This window comes from Pyxidicoccus caerfyrddinensis (genome assembly GCF_010894405.1).
Classification (GTDB): Bacteria; Myxococcota; Myxococcia; order Myxococcales; family Myxococcaceae; genus Myxococcus; species Myxococcus caerfyrddinensis.
In genome coordinates this window covers 154211-170300 of the sequence record NZ_JAAIYA010000022.1, presented here as the reverse complement: position 1 = coordinate 170300, position 16090 = coordinate 154211, and the positions used below count along the sequence as shown (strand labels likewise).

Genomic DNA, 16090 nt, shown 5'->3' with positions numbered 1-16090 from the left:
GGAAGTGCTCCCCACGCGTCTATTTCCCGACGCTCAAACCCGCCCGGCGCGGACGCAGCCCCGCCAGCAGGCTCAAGGGCCGCACGCCCGCCGCGTACAGCACGCCCAGGTAGCCCATGACGAAGAGCACCCCGGCCGACGCCAGTGGCAACACACGCCACACGAAGCCCTCCGGCAGGTGGCTGAAGGCCCCTTCCGCCGCGGCCCTGAGGACGAAGACGCCCAGCGCCGCGGCCACCGCGGACAGCGCGGCCTTGCCCAGCTCCCGCCATGGGATGACGTCCACCACCCGCAGCTTGAGTTGGGGTGTCGACAGTGCGGCCGGCACCCGCGCCAGCAGCATCGCCTTGCCCACCACCTCCGCCACGGCCCACGAGCCGATGCCGCCCATGAGGCCCAGGTGCTTCACGCCCAGCCACACCATGGGCACCGTCACCGCCGCCTTCACCGCGTACGAGGCGAAGATGGCGCGCGTCTGGCCCCGGGCGCGCAGCGTGCCATCCATGGGCAGGATGGACAGCACCACGCCCAGCACGCTCACCCGGAACACGGGCACCGCGGGCAGGAACTTCTCGCCGAACATCGCCCCGACGAACTCGGGCGCCGCCGCGAAGAGGAACGCGGCGAAGGGCAGGAAGACATAGGCCAGCTTCCCCGCCGCCTCGCGGAACGCATTCACGCCCTCCTCCAGGCGCCCTTCCCGCTCCAGCTCGCCCAGCCGCACCATCAGCACCTCGCTGGTGGGCGTGTAGAGCAGGTCGACCACGGGCAGCTGGAAGCAGCCCACCCGGTAGAGCGCGTACATCGCCGGCGCCACCGCGCCCGCCACCATGTAGAGGTGCGCGTTCTGCTGGGGAATCGCCAGCAGCATCGCCGCGCCGAAGGGCGCCGCGTACACGAGCTGCTCCTTGAAGAGCGTCCGGTCCACCAGCGGCCCGGTGACACCGCGCAGCGACACCAGCCACGTCGCCACGTAGCGCAGGCCCGCGAAGGCGGCGACGACGACCATCATCCAATAGAGGGACGCGCCCAACAGCGGCGGCACCACCATGACGGCCGCGCGCACCGCGTCGGACACCAGGTAGACGCCCGCGGACGCCTTGGTGCGCCCCTGCGCGGTGAGCGACACCTCCAGCGGGAAGCTGCCCAGCAGGAAGGCGGTATACGCGGCCAGCGGCAGCCGGTACTCCGCCAGCGCCGGGTTGGAGAACCAGCCCGCCACGTACCCCAGGCTCGCGTACACGCCCAGCGCGCCCACGAGGCCCGCCGCGGACATGAAGAGGAGCGTCTGCCCCAGGTAGGGCCGCTTCGCCTCCGCGCGGGGCAGGAAGTAGTACAGGCTCTGCACCACGCCGAACGGCAGCACGTAGTAGAGCGTCGTGGCGATGAGGAACAGCTGGTAGTACGTGCCGTACTCGTCCAGGTGCAGCACCCGGGCGAGCACGAGCGGAATGGACAGCGTCAGCCCGGCGGTGAACAGCCGGGCCAACACGAGGGGGCCGGCGCGGCCGAGGAACGAACCCCCGGACGCCGCCGGCGTGGAACTGCCGCTCACGGAGCCTCCTTCACCGGCGACGTCGCCGCCTCCGGGCTGATGATGTTGGCGGCGACCGCCGGGCTCACCCCGGATGATGAGTTGCCGAGGTGGTGCGGGCGCTTGCCCGGCACCGGGTGGCTCATGCCGAGCACCCCGAAGCAGTCGTCGAACTGGCACGCGGTGAGCGACGGCGAGTAGTCCCCCGTCATGCCCAGGCTGAAGTTCTCCCACAGCACCTTGCGCTTGAGGGTGAACGGGTCCCCACCGATGCGGTTGGGGAAGTCCTCCGTCGTCACGCCCGAGCGGAAGCCATTGGACGACAGCACGCGGATGACCTCGTCCGAGTACCAGCCGTTGCAGTAGGCGAAGTCGCGGACGGTGATGCCCACCTCGCGCTCGATGGTGCGCTTGGACTCCAGAATCTCGCGCTCCACCACCGCCTGCGGCTCCAGCGTGAGCACGGTGTGGCCGAGCGTGTGCGCGCCGAACTCGAAGCCGTCGCGCGCCATGCGGCGCACCTCGTCCCAGTTCATGACGTCGCCCTGCTCCGGCACCAGCTCCTTGCCGCCGCCGAGCTGCTGCTCCAGCGCGTCGATGATGTCCGTGAGCACGCGCGTGGGGTACTCGCCGATGAAGTCGTCCAGCGCCGCGGACACCGTCTTCTGCCCGGAGAGGATGGGCCCGAGCAGCTCCAGCGACGGGCCGGGCAGCGCGTCGTACTCCGGCCGGAAGCGGCGCTGCTGGACACGGTGGAGCAGGTGGAAGAGCCGGTCGTGGTTGAAGCGCTTGTCGGTGCCGATGAACGCCGTCGGCAGGTACGTAATCGCTGGCACGCCCATCTGCTTCAGGACGGGGTACGCGTACCGGTACACGTCGCGGTAGCCGTCGTCGAAGGTGACGACGCACAGGTCCTTCTTCGTGGTGCGCCGTCCGGCCATGACGTCCACCGCGTCACCGATGGAGGCCAGCTCGTAGCCCGCCGCGTTCGCCTCCTCCAGGTGCTTGCGGAACGTCTCCTGGGAGATGAGCAGCCCCGGGATGGAGCGCTGCAATTCCCCCGTGAAGTCGCTCACCACGCGGTGGTAGCTGACGATGAGGATGCGCCGCCCGCCGGACTGGACGCGGCGGTAGGCCGCCATCGCCTTGCGCACTCCGCTGTAGTGCATCACTCCCGCCGCCGCCGCCTTGACTGCCCTGCGTACCACCTTGCCCGTCGCCATCACGCCCTCCGCGCGGAGAAGAAACCTCCCGCCCGCCTCCACCCTCACCCGGGAAGAGAACCCGGGGCCGCGCCAGTGCAGGGGGAATGCCATGCCGAAGCTAGGCACCCGGTGGGCTCCCGCAGAGGGGAAGCCCAGCAGCCCTGGTGAGCTGCCGAGCGGTGGACACGCCCTCCGGTGGAAACCGGACGGAGCGCACGGGCACCTCAGACCACATGAAGGGGAAAAGCTTTCCTGATCCGGTGGCCCGCTCCTCCACTGACCGGCCGTCCCTCCTTGTTTCACTGGAGGACATTTCCATTTCCGGATACGAACAACGGCGCCGATGCCTGCTCCTTCCGCCCCCGCGCTCGCGCTGCACGACGTCAGCAAGCGCTATGGGCGCCGCTGGGCCGTGGCGCGTCTCACCTACGCGCTCCCCGCCGGACGCTCCCTGTTGCTCACCGGACACAACGGCTCCGGGAAGACCACCCTGCTGCGCCTCGTGGCCACCGCGCTCAGCCCCACCGCGGGCCGCGTGGAAGTGCTGGGCCGCGACGCGGTGGCGGACCGGGACGCCGTGCGCCGCGACGTGGCGCTGCTGTCCCACGCCAGCTTCCTCTACGAGGACCTCACCGCGCTGCAGAACCTCACCGTCCTCGCGCGGCTGCTCGGCATCCCCTCGCCGGAGGACGCCGCCAGCGCGCTGCTCACCCGCGTGGGCCTCACCCGCCGCTCGGACAGCCCGGTGCGCGGCTTCAGCGCCGGCATGCGCAAGCGGCTCGCCATTGCCCGGCTGTTGATGAAGACACCCGCCCTCGCCCTGCTGGACGAGCCCTTCGGCGAGCTGGACCCGCAGGGCATCCACGACATGGAGGGCATCATCGCGGAGCTCAAGGCCGGCGGCACCACCGTCATCCTCGCCACGCACCTCATCGAGCAGGGCATGTCCCTGTGCGAGGAGCGCCTCCACCTGCAGGACGGGCGGGCGGTGGCCGCATGAGCACCCCGCCCCGCCCCCGCCCCGTCGGCCTCATCACCGCCACCGTGGCGCTCCTGCGCAAGGATCTGCTCATCGAGTGGCGCACGCGCGCGCGCCTCAACGCCATCATCTTCTTCGCGCTGGCCACGCTGCTGATGTTCTCCTTCGCGCTGGGGCCGGACACGAAGCTCCTGGAGAAGAACGCGGGCGGCTACTACTGGCTGGCCATCCTCTTCGCCAGCGTGCTGTCCCTGGGCGAGTCGTTCCGCGTGGAGTCGGAGAACGCGTGCCTGGACGGCGTGAGGCTCGCCCCCGCCGACGCGCGCGCCATCTTCCTCTCCAAGGCCGTGGGCAACACGCTGCTGCTCACGGCCCTGGGCGCCCTCATCTTCCCCGTCATGGTGGCCCTGTACGGCGTCCACATCGCCACCAGCGCCGCGGACCTCGGCCTCATCCTCCTGCTCGGCTGCCTGGCCCTCAGCGCTCCGGGCACTGTCTACGCGGCGATTTCCAGCAACGCCCGGGCAAGGGACGTGCTGCTGCCTCTGCTATTGTTCCCGCTCGTCATCCCGGCCCTCCTCTCCGCGACCAAGGCGACCACCCTGGTACTGCAGGGTGACCCCATGAATCAGCTAGGCTCATGGCTGGGGCTTTTGAGTGGATTCAATCTGATTTACTGGGGCGTAGGCTTCGTGCTGTTCCCGCGCATCATCGAGGACTGAAGGATGAAGAGACTCATGAAGTGGGTGCTGCCAGTGGCGGCAGTGGTCCTGCTGGGCGCGGGCTGGTACGTGGGCCTCGCGGTGGCGCCGCCAGACCGGGAGATGGGGGACGTACAGCGCATCATGTACGTGCATGTCCCTCTCCAGTGGATGGCCATGATGGCCATGTTCATCAACTTCGTGGCGGCGGTGGCCTACCTCCTGTCGAGCGGCGGGAACGTGGGCACGGTCAGCGCGAAGCCCCGGAGCTCCAGCCCGTTGGTGAGCCTCCTGGCCCTGGTCGTCAACCTCATGGCGTGGGTGGCCCACATCCTCAAGTCCGGCTGGGGGCTGCTCATGCCCGGCTCGAAGGAGGACGAAGCCCGCGCGAAGCAGGACGAGTCCGGCTGGAAGCTGGACTCGGTGGCGGAGGCCTCCGCGGAAATCGGCCTGGTGCTGGGCACCGCGGGGATGATTACCGGCTCCATCTGGGGCCGGCCGACCTGGGGCGTCTACTGGTCCTGGGATCCGCGCCTCACCTCGGAAGCCATCATGTTGGTGACGTACATGGGCTACCTGGTGCTGCGGCGCTTCGTGGAGGACCCGGACAAGCGCGCCACGTGGAGCTCGGCGGTGGCCATCCTCGGCGCCATCAACCTGCCCATCGTCTGGTTCTCCGTGCGCTGGTGGCGCAGCCTGCACCAGGTCCAGTCCAGCCCGAGGACGGTGGACCCGGCCATGGTGCTGCCGCTGCGCATCTCCGCGTTCGGCATGCTCGCCCTCCTGCTCGTCTTCCTGGGGTACCGCTACCGGCAGGCCATGGCCGAGCGCCGGGCCGAGATGGCCCTCCCCGACGCGCTGCCCGGCGACGTGCCCTCCTCCCTGCCCCAGAACTCCTCGAAGGTGGCCTGAACATGATGACGCTCTCTTCGCTGATGCTCCTGGCCCAGGCGGCCCCGGGACAGGTGGGCAGCGGCCGCATCCAGGGTGGGTGGGGCTATGTCTGGGCCTGCTACGGAATTACGCTGGCCATGCTGGCCCTCTACGCTGTGTCGCTCTGGGTTCGCCGGCCCGGGGCTTCGCCCGACGCCAAGGAGTAATCCCATGACGCCCGTCGCCCGAAACCGACTCATCGCCCTGGGGGCCCTGCTCGTGGCAGGCGCCGGCCTTGCCTTCGTCGCCTTTGGCGATATCGGCAACAACCTCGTCTATTACTGGAGCCCCTCGGAGATGCTGGGCCAGGGGGACCGCGCCTACACGGCCACCATCCGCCTGGGCGGCGTGGTGCAGCCGGGCAGCATCCAGTGGAACGCGGAGCACACCACGCTCCACTTCCGTGTGGCGGACGGCCCCAAGGAAGGCGCGGCCAGCGTGCTGGTGCGCTCCACGGAGACGCCGCCGCAGATGTTCCGCGACAAGATTGGCGTCGTGGTGGAAGGCACCTACGACAAGTCCGGCGTCTTCAGCTCCAACCGGCTGATGGTGAACCACTCCAACGAGTACCGCGCCCCGAAGGAGGGCGAGGACCCGAACAAGTGGCGTGAGACGCTGTCGGACGCCACCACGGCCAGCGCGGGGGCGAAGTGAACGGGACGCTCGGAAACGGCCTGGTGCTCGGAGGGCTCGCGTTCGCGGCCTTCGGCGCCATTGTCGGTCTGGCCAGCGGGCTGCGCCGCAGCGAGGCGGGCTACCCGTGGGTGATGCGCGCGGTGTGGGGCTTCGCCGCCTGCATGATTGGCGCGAACCTCACCATGGTGCACGCGCTGGTCACCAACGACTTCAGCGTGAAGTACGTGACGCAGGTGGGCAGCCTCGACACGCCGCTGCTCTACAAGGTGGTGTCGCTGTGGAGCGCCCTGGAGGGGTCCATCCTCTTCTGGGGCCTCATCATGGGCAGCTACATCGCCGCGTTCGCCTTCATCCACCGGCGCGAGCACGCGCGGTACATGCAGCTGGCGCTGGGCACCATGCTGGCGGTGGGCGTCTTCTTCGCCTTCCTCATCGCCGGCCCGGCCAACCCGTGGGGCGCCGTCTTCCCGGTACCTGCGGACGGCCCCGGCCCCAACCCGCTGCTGCAGAACCACATCCTCATGGTCATCCACCCGCCCATGCTCTACATGGGCTACGTGGGCATGACGGTGCCCTTCGGCGTCGCGGTGGCGGGCCTGCTGCGCGGCGAGATTGGCGAGGCGTGGATGGCGCCCCTGCGTCGCTGGACGCTGGTGGCGTGGGTCTTCCTCTCCGTCGGCATCATCCTCGGCGCCTGGTGGGCGTATGCCGTGCTCGGCTGGGGCGGCTACTGGGCGTGGGACCCGGTGGAGAACGCGTCCTTCCTGCCGTGGCTGACGGCGACGGCGTTCATGCACTCCACCATGGTGCAGGAGCGCAAGCGGATGCTGAAGCTGTGGACGCTCAGCCTCGCGCTCGCGTCCTTCGTGCTCACGATTCTGGGCACGTTCATGACCCGCTCGGGCATCTTCAACTCGGTGCACTCCTTCACCCAGTCGGACATCGGGCCCACCTTCCTGGTGTTCCTCGGCATCCTGCTGGTGGTGTGCATCGGCCTGCTGGCATCGCGCGGCCACCTGCTGGTGCCCGAGGGGCGGCTGAGCTCGGCCATGTCCCGCGAGACGAGCATCCTGGTGAACAACCTGGTGTTCGTGGCGATTACCTTCACGGTGCTCCTGGGCACGCTGTACCCACTGGTGTCGGAAGCGGTGCGCGGCATCCGGGTCAGCGTGGGTGAGCCCTACTTCAACAAGATGGCGGTGCCGGGCGGCATCGCGGTGCTCTTCCTGATGGGCGTGGGCCCGGTGCTCCCGTGGGGCACGCCGGACAAGGCCACGCTGCGCCGGCAGTTCATCATCCCCGCGGTGGTGGGCCTGCTGGTGACGGCGGCCTGCTACGCCTCGGGGCTGCGCGGCGGCTACCCGCTGCTGACCTTCGGCCTGGCGGGCTTCGTCACCGTGGTCACCCTGCGGGAGCTGGTGGCGCCGGTGCGCGTGCGCATGTCCGAGCGCAAGGAAGGCCTCGTCACCGCGCTGATGACGAGCGCCACCAAGGCGCAGCGCCGCTTCGGCGGCTACGTGGTGCACCTGGGCATCGTCCTCATCATCGTCGCGGTGGCCGCGTCGTCCGCGTACGTGAAGCACACGTCCGGCACGGTGCGGAAGGGCGAGAGCCTGCAGTTGGACGGCTACCAGATGAAGTACCTGGGGCTGGTCAGCGGCGAGGAGCCGCACCGCACCTACGTGGCGGCGCGCCTGGAGGTGACGGCGCCCAACGGCACGCAGTCCGAGCAGCGCCCGCGCCTCAACTACTACGAGCGGAGCACGGACCCCATCGGCACCCCGGCGGTGCGCGAGACGGCGGCCGAGGACCTCTACATCTCCATGATGGCCTTCTCCGAGCAGGCCGGCACGGCGAGCTTCAACGTCTGGGTCTTCCCGCTGGTGGGGTGGATCTGGTGGAGCATCCCCCTGCTGGTGCTGGGCACGCTCATCTCCATCTGGCCGCGCCGCAAGGCGGCGATGGCGATGTCGGCGGCAACGGACGTGGGTGCGGCGCCTCCGCTGGCCGGTGGCGACGCGGAGCGGGGGGCGGCCTAAATGGGACGCTGGCGCTATACCCTGGGCTTCGCCGTGCTGAGCGCGTGCCTGCTGGTCGTGCTCTACAAGGGCTTCGGGCGCGATCCGCACGAGGTGCCCTTCATGCTGAAGGGCCAGCCCGCCCCGGGCTTCACGCTGCGCGCGCTGGACAGCGGCGAGCGGGTGAGCCTGGCGGACCTGAAGGGCCGCCCGGTCATCATCAACTTCTGGGCGTCCTGGTGCGGGCCGTGCCAGATGGAGCACCCGGTGCTGGACTGGGGCGCGCGCGAGTTCGGCTCGCAGGCGGTGTTCCTGGGCGTCGTCTTCGAGGACACCGAGGACAACGCGCGCCAGTTCCTCACGCGGCACGGGGCCAGCTTCCCGCAGCTCATGGACCCGCGCTCGCGCATGGCGGTGGACTACGGCGTGGCGGGCGTGCCGGAGACGTACTTCATCGACCCGAGCGGCATCATCCGGGGCAAGCACGTGGGGCCCATCGACCCGCAGACGCTGGCGCTGCGCATCCGTGAGCTGACGGGCAAGGCCCCCGCCGCCCCCGCCGAGGCCACGCGTTAGCAACCCGAGTCAACGAGGTGGGACGCATGCGGTGCCCGGAGTGCGGCGAAGCCTCGGATGCGCGGCTGAAGTACTGCGAGAACTGCGGCGCGAAGATGCCGGAGCGGCCCCAGGCCACCGGCGCGCGTCCTGCGGTCCGCCCCGCGCGTCCCAGCCGCAAGGCGGAGGAGCCAGCCTACGCGGCGGAAATCCTCGAGGAGGTGGAGGAGCGCTCGCGGCCGTACGCCGTCGGTGACGCGCCCCCGCTGGACCCGGAGGAGAAGACGGACCCCGGGCAGGCCCGCGCGCCGTATGAGGGCCCGAAGTGGCTGGAGCACGTGCCGGCGCACTCGCCCACCGTGGCGGGCGTGGGGCTGCTGGCGGTGGCGCTGGTGCTGTCCATCCTCCCCTTCTTCTCTGGCGCGGGCGTGCCCGGCTCGCTGCTGGCGCTGGTGGCCGGCGCGGTGCTGGTGGCGCGCGAGCTGCGCGCGGCCGGCCAGGCCCCGGGCTTCACCGAGCGGGTGCCGGAGGTGCTGCTGCGCCCCGAGGCCATGGCGGCCTCCACGGTGGTGCTGGCGGCCATCGCCGTTCGGACACTGGGCTTCGGCCTCACACCGCTGCTCTGGGTGGCGGGCGTGGGGCTCGTCGGCTACGACCAGTGGAAGAAGGGCCTCTTCAGCGAGGACGGCGTGGGCCGGTACTTCGAGCCGCGCCGGCTGCTGATGATGCCCCGGCTGGCGGCGCTGGTGGGCGTGACGGTGTGCCTGCTGTCGCTGTTCGCCCCGTGGGCCACGCTGCGCTCGGAGCTGGGTGCGGTGCCGGACAACGCACCGGTGCCCCAGGGGCCTCCGGAGCTGCGGGTCGTCCGCACGATTCGCCCCACGGATGACGTGCTCTATTCGCGGGGCGGTGACGTCACCCTGCTCTCCGGCTGGGACTTGCCGGCGTCGGTGGTGGCGGAATTGGCGCTGCTCGTCGTGCTCGCGATGCTGGCGCTGCGCCCGGAGGTAGAGCGTCCGTCCTGGGCGCGCTTCGTGCCCGCGGGCGCGGTGGGCCTGAGCCTCGTCTGGGTGGCCTTGAATATCCGACTCGTGCCCGGCCCCTTCGGCTTCCTCGTGGGCCTGGGCGCAGTGGGCATGCTCGCCGCCCGCGAGTGGATGGGCCCGCACATGGACGCGGAGCCACTGCCCTCCGACGACGAAGAGTCGGAGGTATCGCCCTTCGCCGACGACGAATCCGAGGTGTCGCCCTTCGCCGACGACGAGTCTGCGTTGTCGCCCCTCGCCGACGACGAGTCGGAGCGGGGGTAGCCCCGCTCCGACTCACGTTTCGGCTACGGCGTGGTGAACTGCGTCAGCCAGTCCAGGTTCGTCTTGAGCGACCACGGGGCGGTGCCGCTCCGCCACGTCGAGTCCAGCGTCAGGCCGATGCAGGTGCCGGTGCGCATGTAGCAGTGGTCGGCCTGGAGGTCGGCCACCTGCAAGTCGTCGATGATGTACCAGCCGCTGCCGTTGCTCCGGAAGCACGAGGTCGCCAGGGGGCAGGACAGGCCCGTCGTCTGCGTGTTCTGGCTGCGCACCGCGGACTCGGTGGGGCCGACGAAGACGTCCTGCTCGCCGTTGATGATGCGGAGGCGGTCGCTCGGCAGCGCGCGGTTGCCATCCGCGACGCAGGAGCTGAGGTCGTAGATGGAGTACTGGACGCCGCAGCCCAGTCCGTAGGCGGCGCGAACGCGGGAGTCATAGTTCTTGGCCAGGGTGGCCATGATGGAGCCCTGGCTGAAGCCCGCCACCACGACGCCCTTGGAGCAGTCCGCCTTGGCCCGCGCGCAGAGCCGGCCGATGGCACTGGTGGACCGGCTCGCGTCGTAGGTGCACTTCGCGCGGCTCGAGATCGTGGAGCAGGAGCCGAAGGTGGCGTTGTCATATTCGACGGTGGCAGCGACGTAGCCGCGGGCCGCCATCTCAGACACGGCGGCCAGCGCCGACGAATGGTCATACTGCTCCGTGGTGCCCACCGTGTAGATGAACACGGGATACTTCCCCGTCGCCGCGGGCTCCTGGCCGCGGATGTTGTACGTGGTTCCACAGACCAGCCCGCTGCCGCCCGAGTACGTCGCCGTGAAGCTGCTCAGCGACTGCGCTCCAGCCGCGGGGGCCCACGCCAGGGCCAGGAATGCGCCAAGAAGGAAGCTCGCGCCTACCGTCTTCATGACTGCTCCTCGATGTTTGGGGGTCGCATGGACAGACATCCAGCGGATGCCTGTTGATACATTCTTAGACCTCAAGCCCGAAAGTTTGTCCATACCATTTATTGCCGAATAGCTGCTTTTTCTGGTTTTGTTCCGCAATGCGAAACATTGCCACCTGGAGTTCCGCGAGGCGAAACATCGAGCCATGACAGGAATTGCGAACCAGGGACGCGGGGTGGGGCCGCCGATACACTGAGGGCCGTCGGACGTCCCCAGGTGCACCCACCCGACTCCGAGCCTCCATGTCCCGTCCCTTCACGAAGCTCCTCCAGTCCTGTGTCGTCCTCGCGCTGGGGCACGGGCTCATGGGCGCCGAGGCCCGGCCCCCTGAGCAGGCCTCGGCGGGCACCTGCGTGCCCCAGGCACACGTGCTGGGGACGGGGGCCCGCGACGTCGCCGATGCGTCGGAGCTCCCCAGCGAGCAGCGGGAGCCCGACGACGTCCGGTGCACGGAGGCCCTGCCAGGGCTCGGGAGGCTCTGCTACGTCCGCCAGAGGCGGGCCTTCGCCGCCGCGCCCGGGCAGCCCCCTTCCTGCGCCATCCGGTGTCTCACCCTACGTCCTCGCGAGCCTCACCTGCTACGAAGGGTGTCGCGGACTGGTCATCCTGGGGGCCTGCCCCAGAGCCTCCGCCCACTGGCCGCCATGGACTCGCCGGCGGCCTGCGACTGAGCGCTCGCCGGGGCTGGTGCGCGTCCGGCAGCGATCAATCCCGCTGGACGGCTGGCCGGAGCAGCGTCGCCTCTCCGACCCGGGAGGTTGAGGTTCGTCAACCCAACCAACACTCCGCGAAATTTCACGTGCTTTCGACGCTCGTGGTTCCACGGCCCTGGCGTACCTTGGCCCCGCCAACAACACGGTACAGGCACCATCGCGAGTCCAGGCACGGGGGAGCGCGGCATGGTTGGCCCGAGGACGGCACCCATTCAGACGGGAAGCACGAGCACCTTCACACTGAAGCAGAAGCGCCTGCACATCATCCTGCTGGACCCACGAGAAGCGCCCTACGCCGGACAGGAATACGTGCTCACGGTGGGAAGGACGGAGCACCACGGCCGCACCGCCGCGGACGGCTCGCTCTCCCATGAGGTGCCGGGCCTGCCCGGCGGTGAGCTGGTGTTGAAGCTCCCCGCGCCCGACGCGGCCTCCGCGCCCGAGCCCGCCTCCGTCGCCCCACCCGGAGCGCCACCGCCCTACCCGCCCCCCGTCCGCGACGCCGACTTCCCCGACCCCCCCGCCGCCTCCACGCCCGAGCCGGTGACGCTGCGCTGGACGCTCCAGCTCCAGTCATTGGTGAGCTTCGACGCGGACGCGGTGCGTGCCGCGCAGGAGCGGCTGCACAACCTGGGCTTCCCCGCTGACGGCGAGCGCGGCACCCCCGGCCCCCGCACCCGTGCCGCCGTGCGCGCCTTCCAGCGCACGCACGGCCTGCCCGACACGGGGCAGCTCGCGGACGTGCAGCAAGAGCTCATCCGGCAACACGACGCCTGACGCACGCCCATGCCCCGCATCGCACTTACGGCCTGTGTCGCCCTCACTTCGTCGGGAGGGCGCAACCGGAACCGGCTGCGGCCCGCCAGCTATAGCGTGGCGGACTTCCGGCTCTCCACCCCTGGCGGGACGTCGTCCCGCTGTCACCTGCCCGCTCCCTTCCGCGCTCCCGGCGGCGGAGAGGACGGCTTCCACTTCGCACCCGAAGTCGAGCCGGTGGAGCTCGCCTACCGGTTGAGCAACACGGCGGGCCTGGCCCGCGCCGGAAGGCTGGAGCTCTTCACACGCCACCGGAAGGCGCCGCTGTGGTCTCGCGAGCTGTCCGCCGCGGAAGTCGCCGCGGGCGACCACCGGCTGCGCTGGGACGGGCGCGTGACGGAGTGCGACGCCTTTCCGGACGGCGTCGTCACCGTGGAGCACTCGCCCTACAAGCTGAAGCTCACGCTGCAAGGGGGCGGTTGGGCGGAGTGCCCGGTGGCGTGGACGTACTTCCACGTGCTGGTGGATGGAATGGACCTGGAGCTGGGGGACTCGCGCGTGCTGTCCCGGCAGAGGGACCGCGAGCTGACCGCTGCCCTGGGAAAGCTGCCCGCGCGCGGGGAGAAGGCCGAGGTGCGGCTCGTCAGCAACCTCTTCAAGACGAGCTCGGTCGAGATGGAAAGGGACATCGACTTCCATCAGTACCGGGCCATGTGGGGCAGTGGGCCGGACATCCCCATCTTCGCGCGCGCGTGGCTGAAGGACTCGGCGGGCCGGCGCGTGGATGCGCCGAAGGCGCTGGGACGGGTGCGCTTCCTCTGGGACTGGGAGGACGTGGCCGAGGATCTCACCCCTCACACGCCACATGCGCGCGCCTTCCTGGAGCAGGCGCTCAACCGCGAGTGCACGGCTTCACGGCCCACGGGGGACAACGCGCACCGGGACGTAGGTGGCAAGCGGGGCCTGCCCTCGTCCGCCGTGTTCCCGAAACAGGCGGGCTACGCGCCCCGCGACACGCCGCGCGACGGCGTGTTTCCCTTTCGAGTCGTGCCCTGTGGCCATCGCAAGTGGGCGGCCTTCACCGAGGCGTGGACGTCCGGCGCCTATGCGGGGCGGACGGGCGTGATGTTCCAGCCCTCGCGCATCGCGGGGGACGCGTGGCGTGTGACGGTGCAGCTCGCGTACGAGCGGCGCAAGGACGGGGCCGTGGCGCTGGACGTGGAGGACGCCGCGCCCCTGCCCGCGGCCGTGCGCGCCACCACCGGCACCTTCGAGACCTGGCGCGAGGTCCACATCTCGCGCGTGGTCCGGAAGCACGCGGGCATCGCCGGCTTCTCACTGGCGGCAGTGCAGGCGCAGCTCGAGCGCGCATTCCTCAGGCTGGTGGACAAGAGCGGCGGCGTCACGGACCTCCCGGCGGCGGAGTACAACGCGCGCATCGCGGCGGCGGTGAAGGCGCACCGCTCGTGGGAGCTGCGCGCGGCCGTCGACCCCACGGTGGACCAGCACGCCTCGGGAGACCACGCGTTCACCTTCCGCGCGTATGCGGAGTTCCTGGAGGAGGTGAAGCGCCAGAAGCGCTGTGACGACGCCGCGCTTGCGAAGTGGCTCAGCCCTCCACGGGTCACCGTCCCGCTCCTCAAGGAGGAGGCCTACCACCTGCAGTGCAAGGACTGGTCAAAGGAACTTCTCGTCAAGGCTTTCGACGCGCTTCCGGGCCTGAGGGAGGGCATCCTGCTTCTCCAGTTCTGCGGCCTCTACAATCTGGAACGGCAGCCGGGTGGCGCCTCGGTCAACGGGTTCTCCAAGGAGTTCCCTTCCAACCCCCGGAACCGCTGCGCCGTCGTCCAGTGCGGCTCGGCCGCCAACTACATCCACAACGCCAACTCGCTGGAACAGACCATCGCCCATGAGCTCGGCCACCAGCTCTTTCTTCCCCATGCGCCCTTCCCGGTGCCGCGAGTTCCAGCCGGTGCGCGCGCGGCACTGCATGACCAGGATGGGAGCGACTGCCTGATGGGCTACGACTACTCCGTGGAGCGGCGGCTGTGCGGCCTCTGTCTCCTGCGGCTCCGGGGTTGGAACGCGACGCTGCTGAGCAGCGATGGAAGCCGGAACGCCCACCCATGAGCGCGCTCGTCCTGTCGTGTCCGGCGCTGCTGCTGGTCCTCTCGCTTGCGGGCGGCGCGAGCCCTCCGCCAGTCCCCTCGGCTCCCCGCAAGATGCCCCTCACCGGAGGTCCTTCCTTGAGCATCCAGTTCCGGCTTCCCAAGGAGCGCTTCACCGCGGCGGAGGCCCGCAGCGCGCGCATCATCCTCCGCAACGAGGGCACCGAGCCCCTGGAGCTGCGCGATCCCTTCCGGGACGCGGACCAGTCCTTGGCCTACACGCTGACCGGACCGGAGTTCCCTGACGGGCTGAGCGTCACCTGGCGCTCGTTCGTCCTGCGCAACCCCGCCTACGTCCTCACGATGGACGAGGCTCCACGAATCCGGTTGGGCGCAGGGCAGGCGATTGAGTTCGTGGTGGATCTGCATGAGTGGCTGCCCGCCACACGTCCCGGGCGCTACCGCCTGGGTGCCCGACTGCAGCAGGAGAAGCTCACCGTGAGCGCCGCTCCGGTCGAATTCGAAATCGTGTCCTCTTCCGCGGGGGTCCCCTCGTTGGGCTTCGTCGTGGCCGCTTCCTATGCCGATGCCGCCATGGCGGCGTGGATCCAGGATGTCGACGGACAGCCGATGCTCATGGCCAACGGCTATGACGACCAGAACGCGGAAGACACCGAAGGCGGAGTGACGATGCGGGCGGCGACGCTCCAGGGCCCTGTCGAGCCCGGCTCCACGGAGGCGCTGGTCCCCTGGTCGAACGACGCTCAAGGTGACTTCTCCGTGCACTGGCTCATGTGGCGTCACGGCACCTCGCTCGTGGCGGTGGGGGGGATGGCGGCGACCACGCTCAAGCCGTTCCGCTTCGACCTGGGCGAAACGCCCGAGCGCATCGTCCGGCCTCCCCTGGAATCCGTGGCCGGAGAGCTCTTCGTCCCCGTGGTGGGCGCCGGCGGGAGGACGCTGCGGCTCATCCGCTTCCAGACCTCGAACGACGCCACGGAAGTCACCCCGGGACGCGAGGTGGGACGCGTCATCCTGCCCGGTGTTCCCGTAGCCGCACGTGCCACCATCCAGCCCTCCTCGGTCGGTAATGGCGTCAGCGTGCTGCTGGTGGAGGAATCCCTGGGAGGGCTGGACCTCCATCATGTCCGCACCACCAGCACGGGGCGGCTGACCCGCGTGGCCAGCACCCTGGTCCGAGGCGCGCGCGCCCTGCCCGGGTCCGAGCCCGGATTGTGGATGGACACCGCAGGGCGGCTGCATGCGCTGTTGGTGGCGGCGTCGCCGAAGAACCCCCGGCGGGCCCTCCTCGTGGAGGCACGCTACCGCGCGGATGGTCGGATGGAGGCGCCCCCCCGGGTGACACCGCTGGGGCTGCTGCCGGACGCCCCACGCGCCGCGGTGGCTCGCTACCGCATCGACGCTCATCGTGGCGGTGAGCCGTATTGGGCCATCCTCCTGGAGGACGGTCGCGTCCTTCACAGGGACTCCAACGACTCCCATGGTCCCATGAAGACACGCAACCCCGCCGCCGTGCCTCTCGAGCTGTTCCTGAGCCGGGACGATTACCTGCTCAGCGCCGACCCCGTCCTGGGCCCCACCTTCGAGCAACTGCGCTGACGCCCCCACACCTCCAGGGCGGGCGGCGGGACGGGCGCCCGGCGCGCAGGTTTCGCTGTCCAAGATGGGCCCGGTAGCGCT

The 16090-nt window shown here is 70.1% G+C and carries 15 protein-coding genes; 12 read left to right on the top strand and 3 right to left on the bottom strand.

The window, feature by feature from the left end; all coding sequences use genetic code 11:
- Positions 1-19 precede the first annotated feature (19 nt).
- Both exoM and exoL read right to left on the bottom strand, forming a co-directional pair.
- On the bottom strand, positions 20-1555 hold the full coding sequence (gene exoM / locus G4D86_RS38950) for a spore coat polysaccharide flippase ExoM (RefSeq protein WP_163999363.1): 1536 nt from the start codon (positions 1553-1555) through the stop codon (positions 20-22).
- Complete coding sequence (exoL, locus tag G4D86_RS38945) at positions 1552-2676, bottom strand: spore coat polysaccharide deacetylase ExoL (protein WP_163999412.1); 1125 nt, start codon at positions 2674-2676, stop codon at positions 1552-1554. The genes exoM and exoL overlap by 4 nt, the downstream gene beginning before the upstream one ends.
- 406 nt (positions 2677-3082) lie before the next feature.
- On the opposite strand from exoL, the gene ccmA reads away from it, so the two are divergent.
- Genes ccmA through G4D86_RS38905 form a run of 8 tightly spaced genes read left to right on the top strand, consistent with a single transcriptional unit; the run spans position 3083 to position 9871 of the window.
- Complete coding sequence (ccmA, locus tag G4D86_RS38940; RefSeq protein ID WP_163999362.1) at positions 3083-3739, top strand: heme ABC exporter ATP-binding protein CcmA; 657 nt, start codon at positions 3083-3085, stop codon at positions 3737-3739.
- Positions 3736-4440, top strand: a complete 705-nt coding sequence (locus tag G4D86_RS38935) for a heme exporter protein CcmB (protein WP_163999361.1) — start codon at positions 3736-3738, stop codon at positions 4438-4440. The genes ccmA and G4D86_RS38935 overlap by 4 nt, the downstream gene beginning before the upstream one ends.
- A 3-nt stretch (positions 4441-4443) precedes the next feature.
- A complete protein-coding gene (gene ccsA, locus G4D86_RS38930; RefSeq protein WP_163999360.1) occupies positions 4444-5331 on the top strand; it encodes a cytochrome c biogenesis protein CcsA in 888 nt (295 codons plus the stop codon).
- Positions 5332-5333: 2 nt separating this feature from the next.
- Positions 5334-5519 carry a hypothetical protein gene (locus G4D86_RS38925; RefSeq protein ID WP_163999359.1) on the top strand — a complete coding sequence of 62 codons (186 nt, stop codon included), beginning with the start codon at positions 5334-5336 and terminating at the stop codon, positions 5517-5519.
- A 4-nt stretch (positions 5520-5523) separates the two neighbouring features.
- The gene (locus G4D86_RS38920) at positions 5524-6006 is read left to right on the top strand and encodes a cytochrome c maturation protein CcmE (protein ID WP_163999358.1); all 483 of its coding nucleotides are present in this window, start codon (positions 5524-5526) and stop codon (positions 6004-6006) included.
- Positions 6003-8027, top strand: coding sequence for a heme lyase CcmF/NrfE family subunit (locus tag G4D86_RS38915; protein ID WP_163999357.1), 2025 nt, complete (start codon positions 6003-6005; stop codon positions 8025-8027). Before G4D86_RS38920 ends, G4D86_RS38915 begins: the two co-directional genes overlap by 4 nt.
- A complete protein-coding gene (locus G4D86_RS38910; protein ID WP_163999356.1) occupies positions 8028-8582 on the top strand; it encodes a TlpA family protein disulfide reductase in 555 nt (184 codons plus the stop codon).
- Between the two features lie 26 nt (positions 8583-8608).
- The gene (locus tag G4D86_RS38905) at positions 8609-9871 is read left to right on the top strand and encodes a zinc ribbon domain-containing protein (RefSeq protein WP_163999355.1); all 1263 of its coding nucleotides are present in this window, start codon (positions 8609-8611) and stop codon (positions 9869-9871) included.
- Between the two features lie 23 nt (positions 9872-9894).
- On the opposite strand, the gene G4D86_RS38900 is transcribed toward G4D86_RS38905, so the two are convergent.
- Complete coding sequence (locus G4D86_RS38900; protein WP_163999354.1) at positions 9895-10773, bottom strand: alpha/beta hydrolase family protein; 879 nt, start codon at positions 10771-10773, stop codon at positions 9895-9897.
- 281 nt (positions 10774-11054) lie between these two features.
- Between G4D86_RS38900 and G4D86_RS38895 the strand changes: the two genes are divergently transcribed.
- The 4 genes from G4D86_RS38895 to G4D86_RS38880 all read left to right on the top strand — a co-directional run bounded on the left by G4D86_RS38895 (position 11055) and on the right by G4D86_RS38880 (position 16009).
- Entirely contained in the window at positions 11055-11483 is a 429-nt protein-coding gene (locus tag G4D86_RS38895) for a hypothetical protein (protein ID WP_163999353.1), read from the top strand.
- Positions 11484-11711: 228 nt separating this feature from the next.
- Positions 11712-12302 carry a peptidoglycan-binding domain-containing protein gene (locus tag G4D86_RS38890; protein WP_163999352.1) on the top strand — a complete coding sequence of 197 codons (591 nt, stop codon included), beginning with the start codon at positions 11712-11714 and terminating at the stop codon, positions 12300-12302.
- 9 nt (positions 12303-12311) lie between these two features.
- Positions 12312-14411 (top strand): hypothetical protein, encoded by a 2100-nt coding sequence (locus G4D86_RS38885; protein WP_163999351.1) that lies wholly within the window; start codon positions 12312-12314, stop codon positions 14409-14411.
- Positions 14408-16009, top strand: coding sequence for a hypothetical protein (locus tag G4D86_RS38880; RefSeq protein ID WP_163999350.1), 1602 nt, complete (start codon positions 14408-14410; stop codon positions 16007-16009). The genes G4D86_RS38885 and G4D86_RS38880 overlap by 4 nt, the downstream gene beginning before the upstream one ends.
- Positions 16010-16090: the final 81 nt, after the last annotated feature.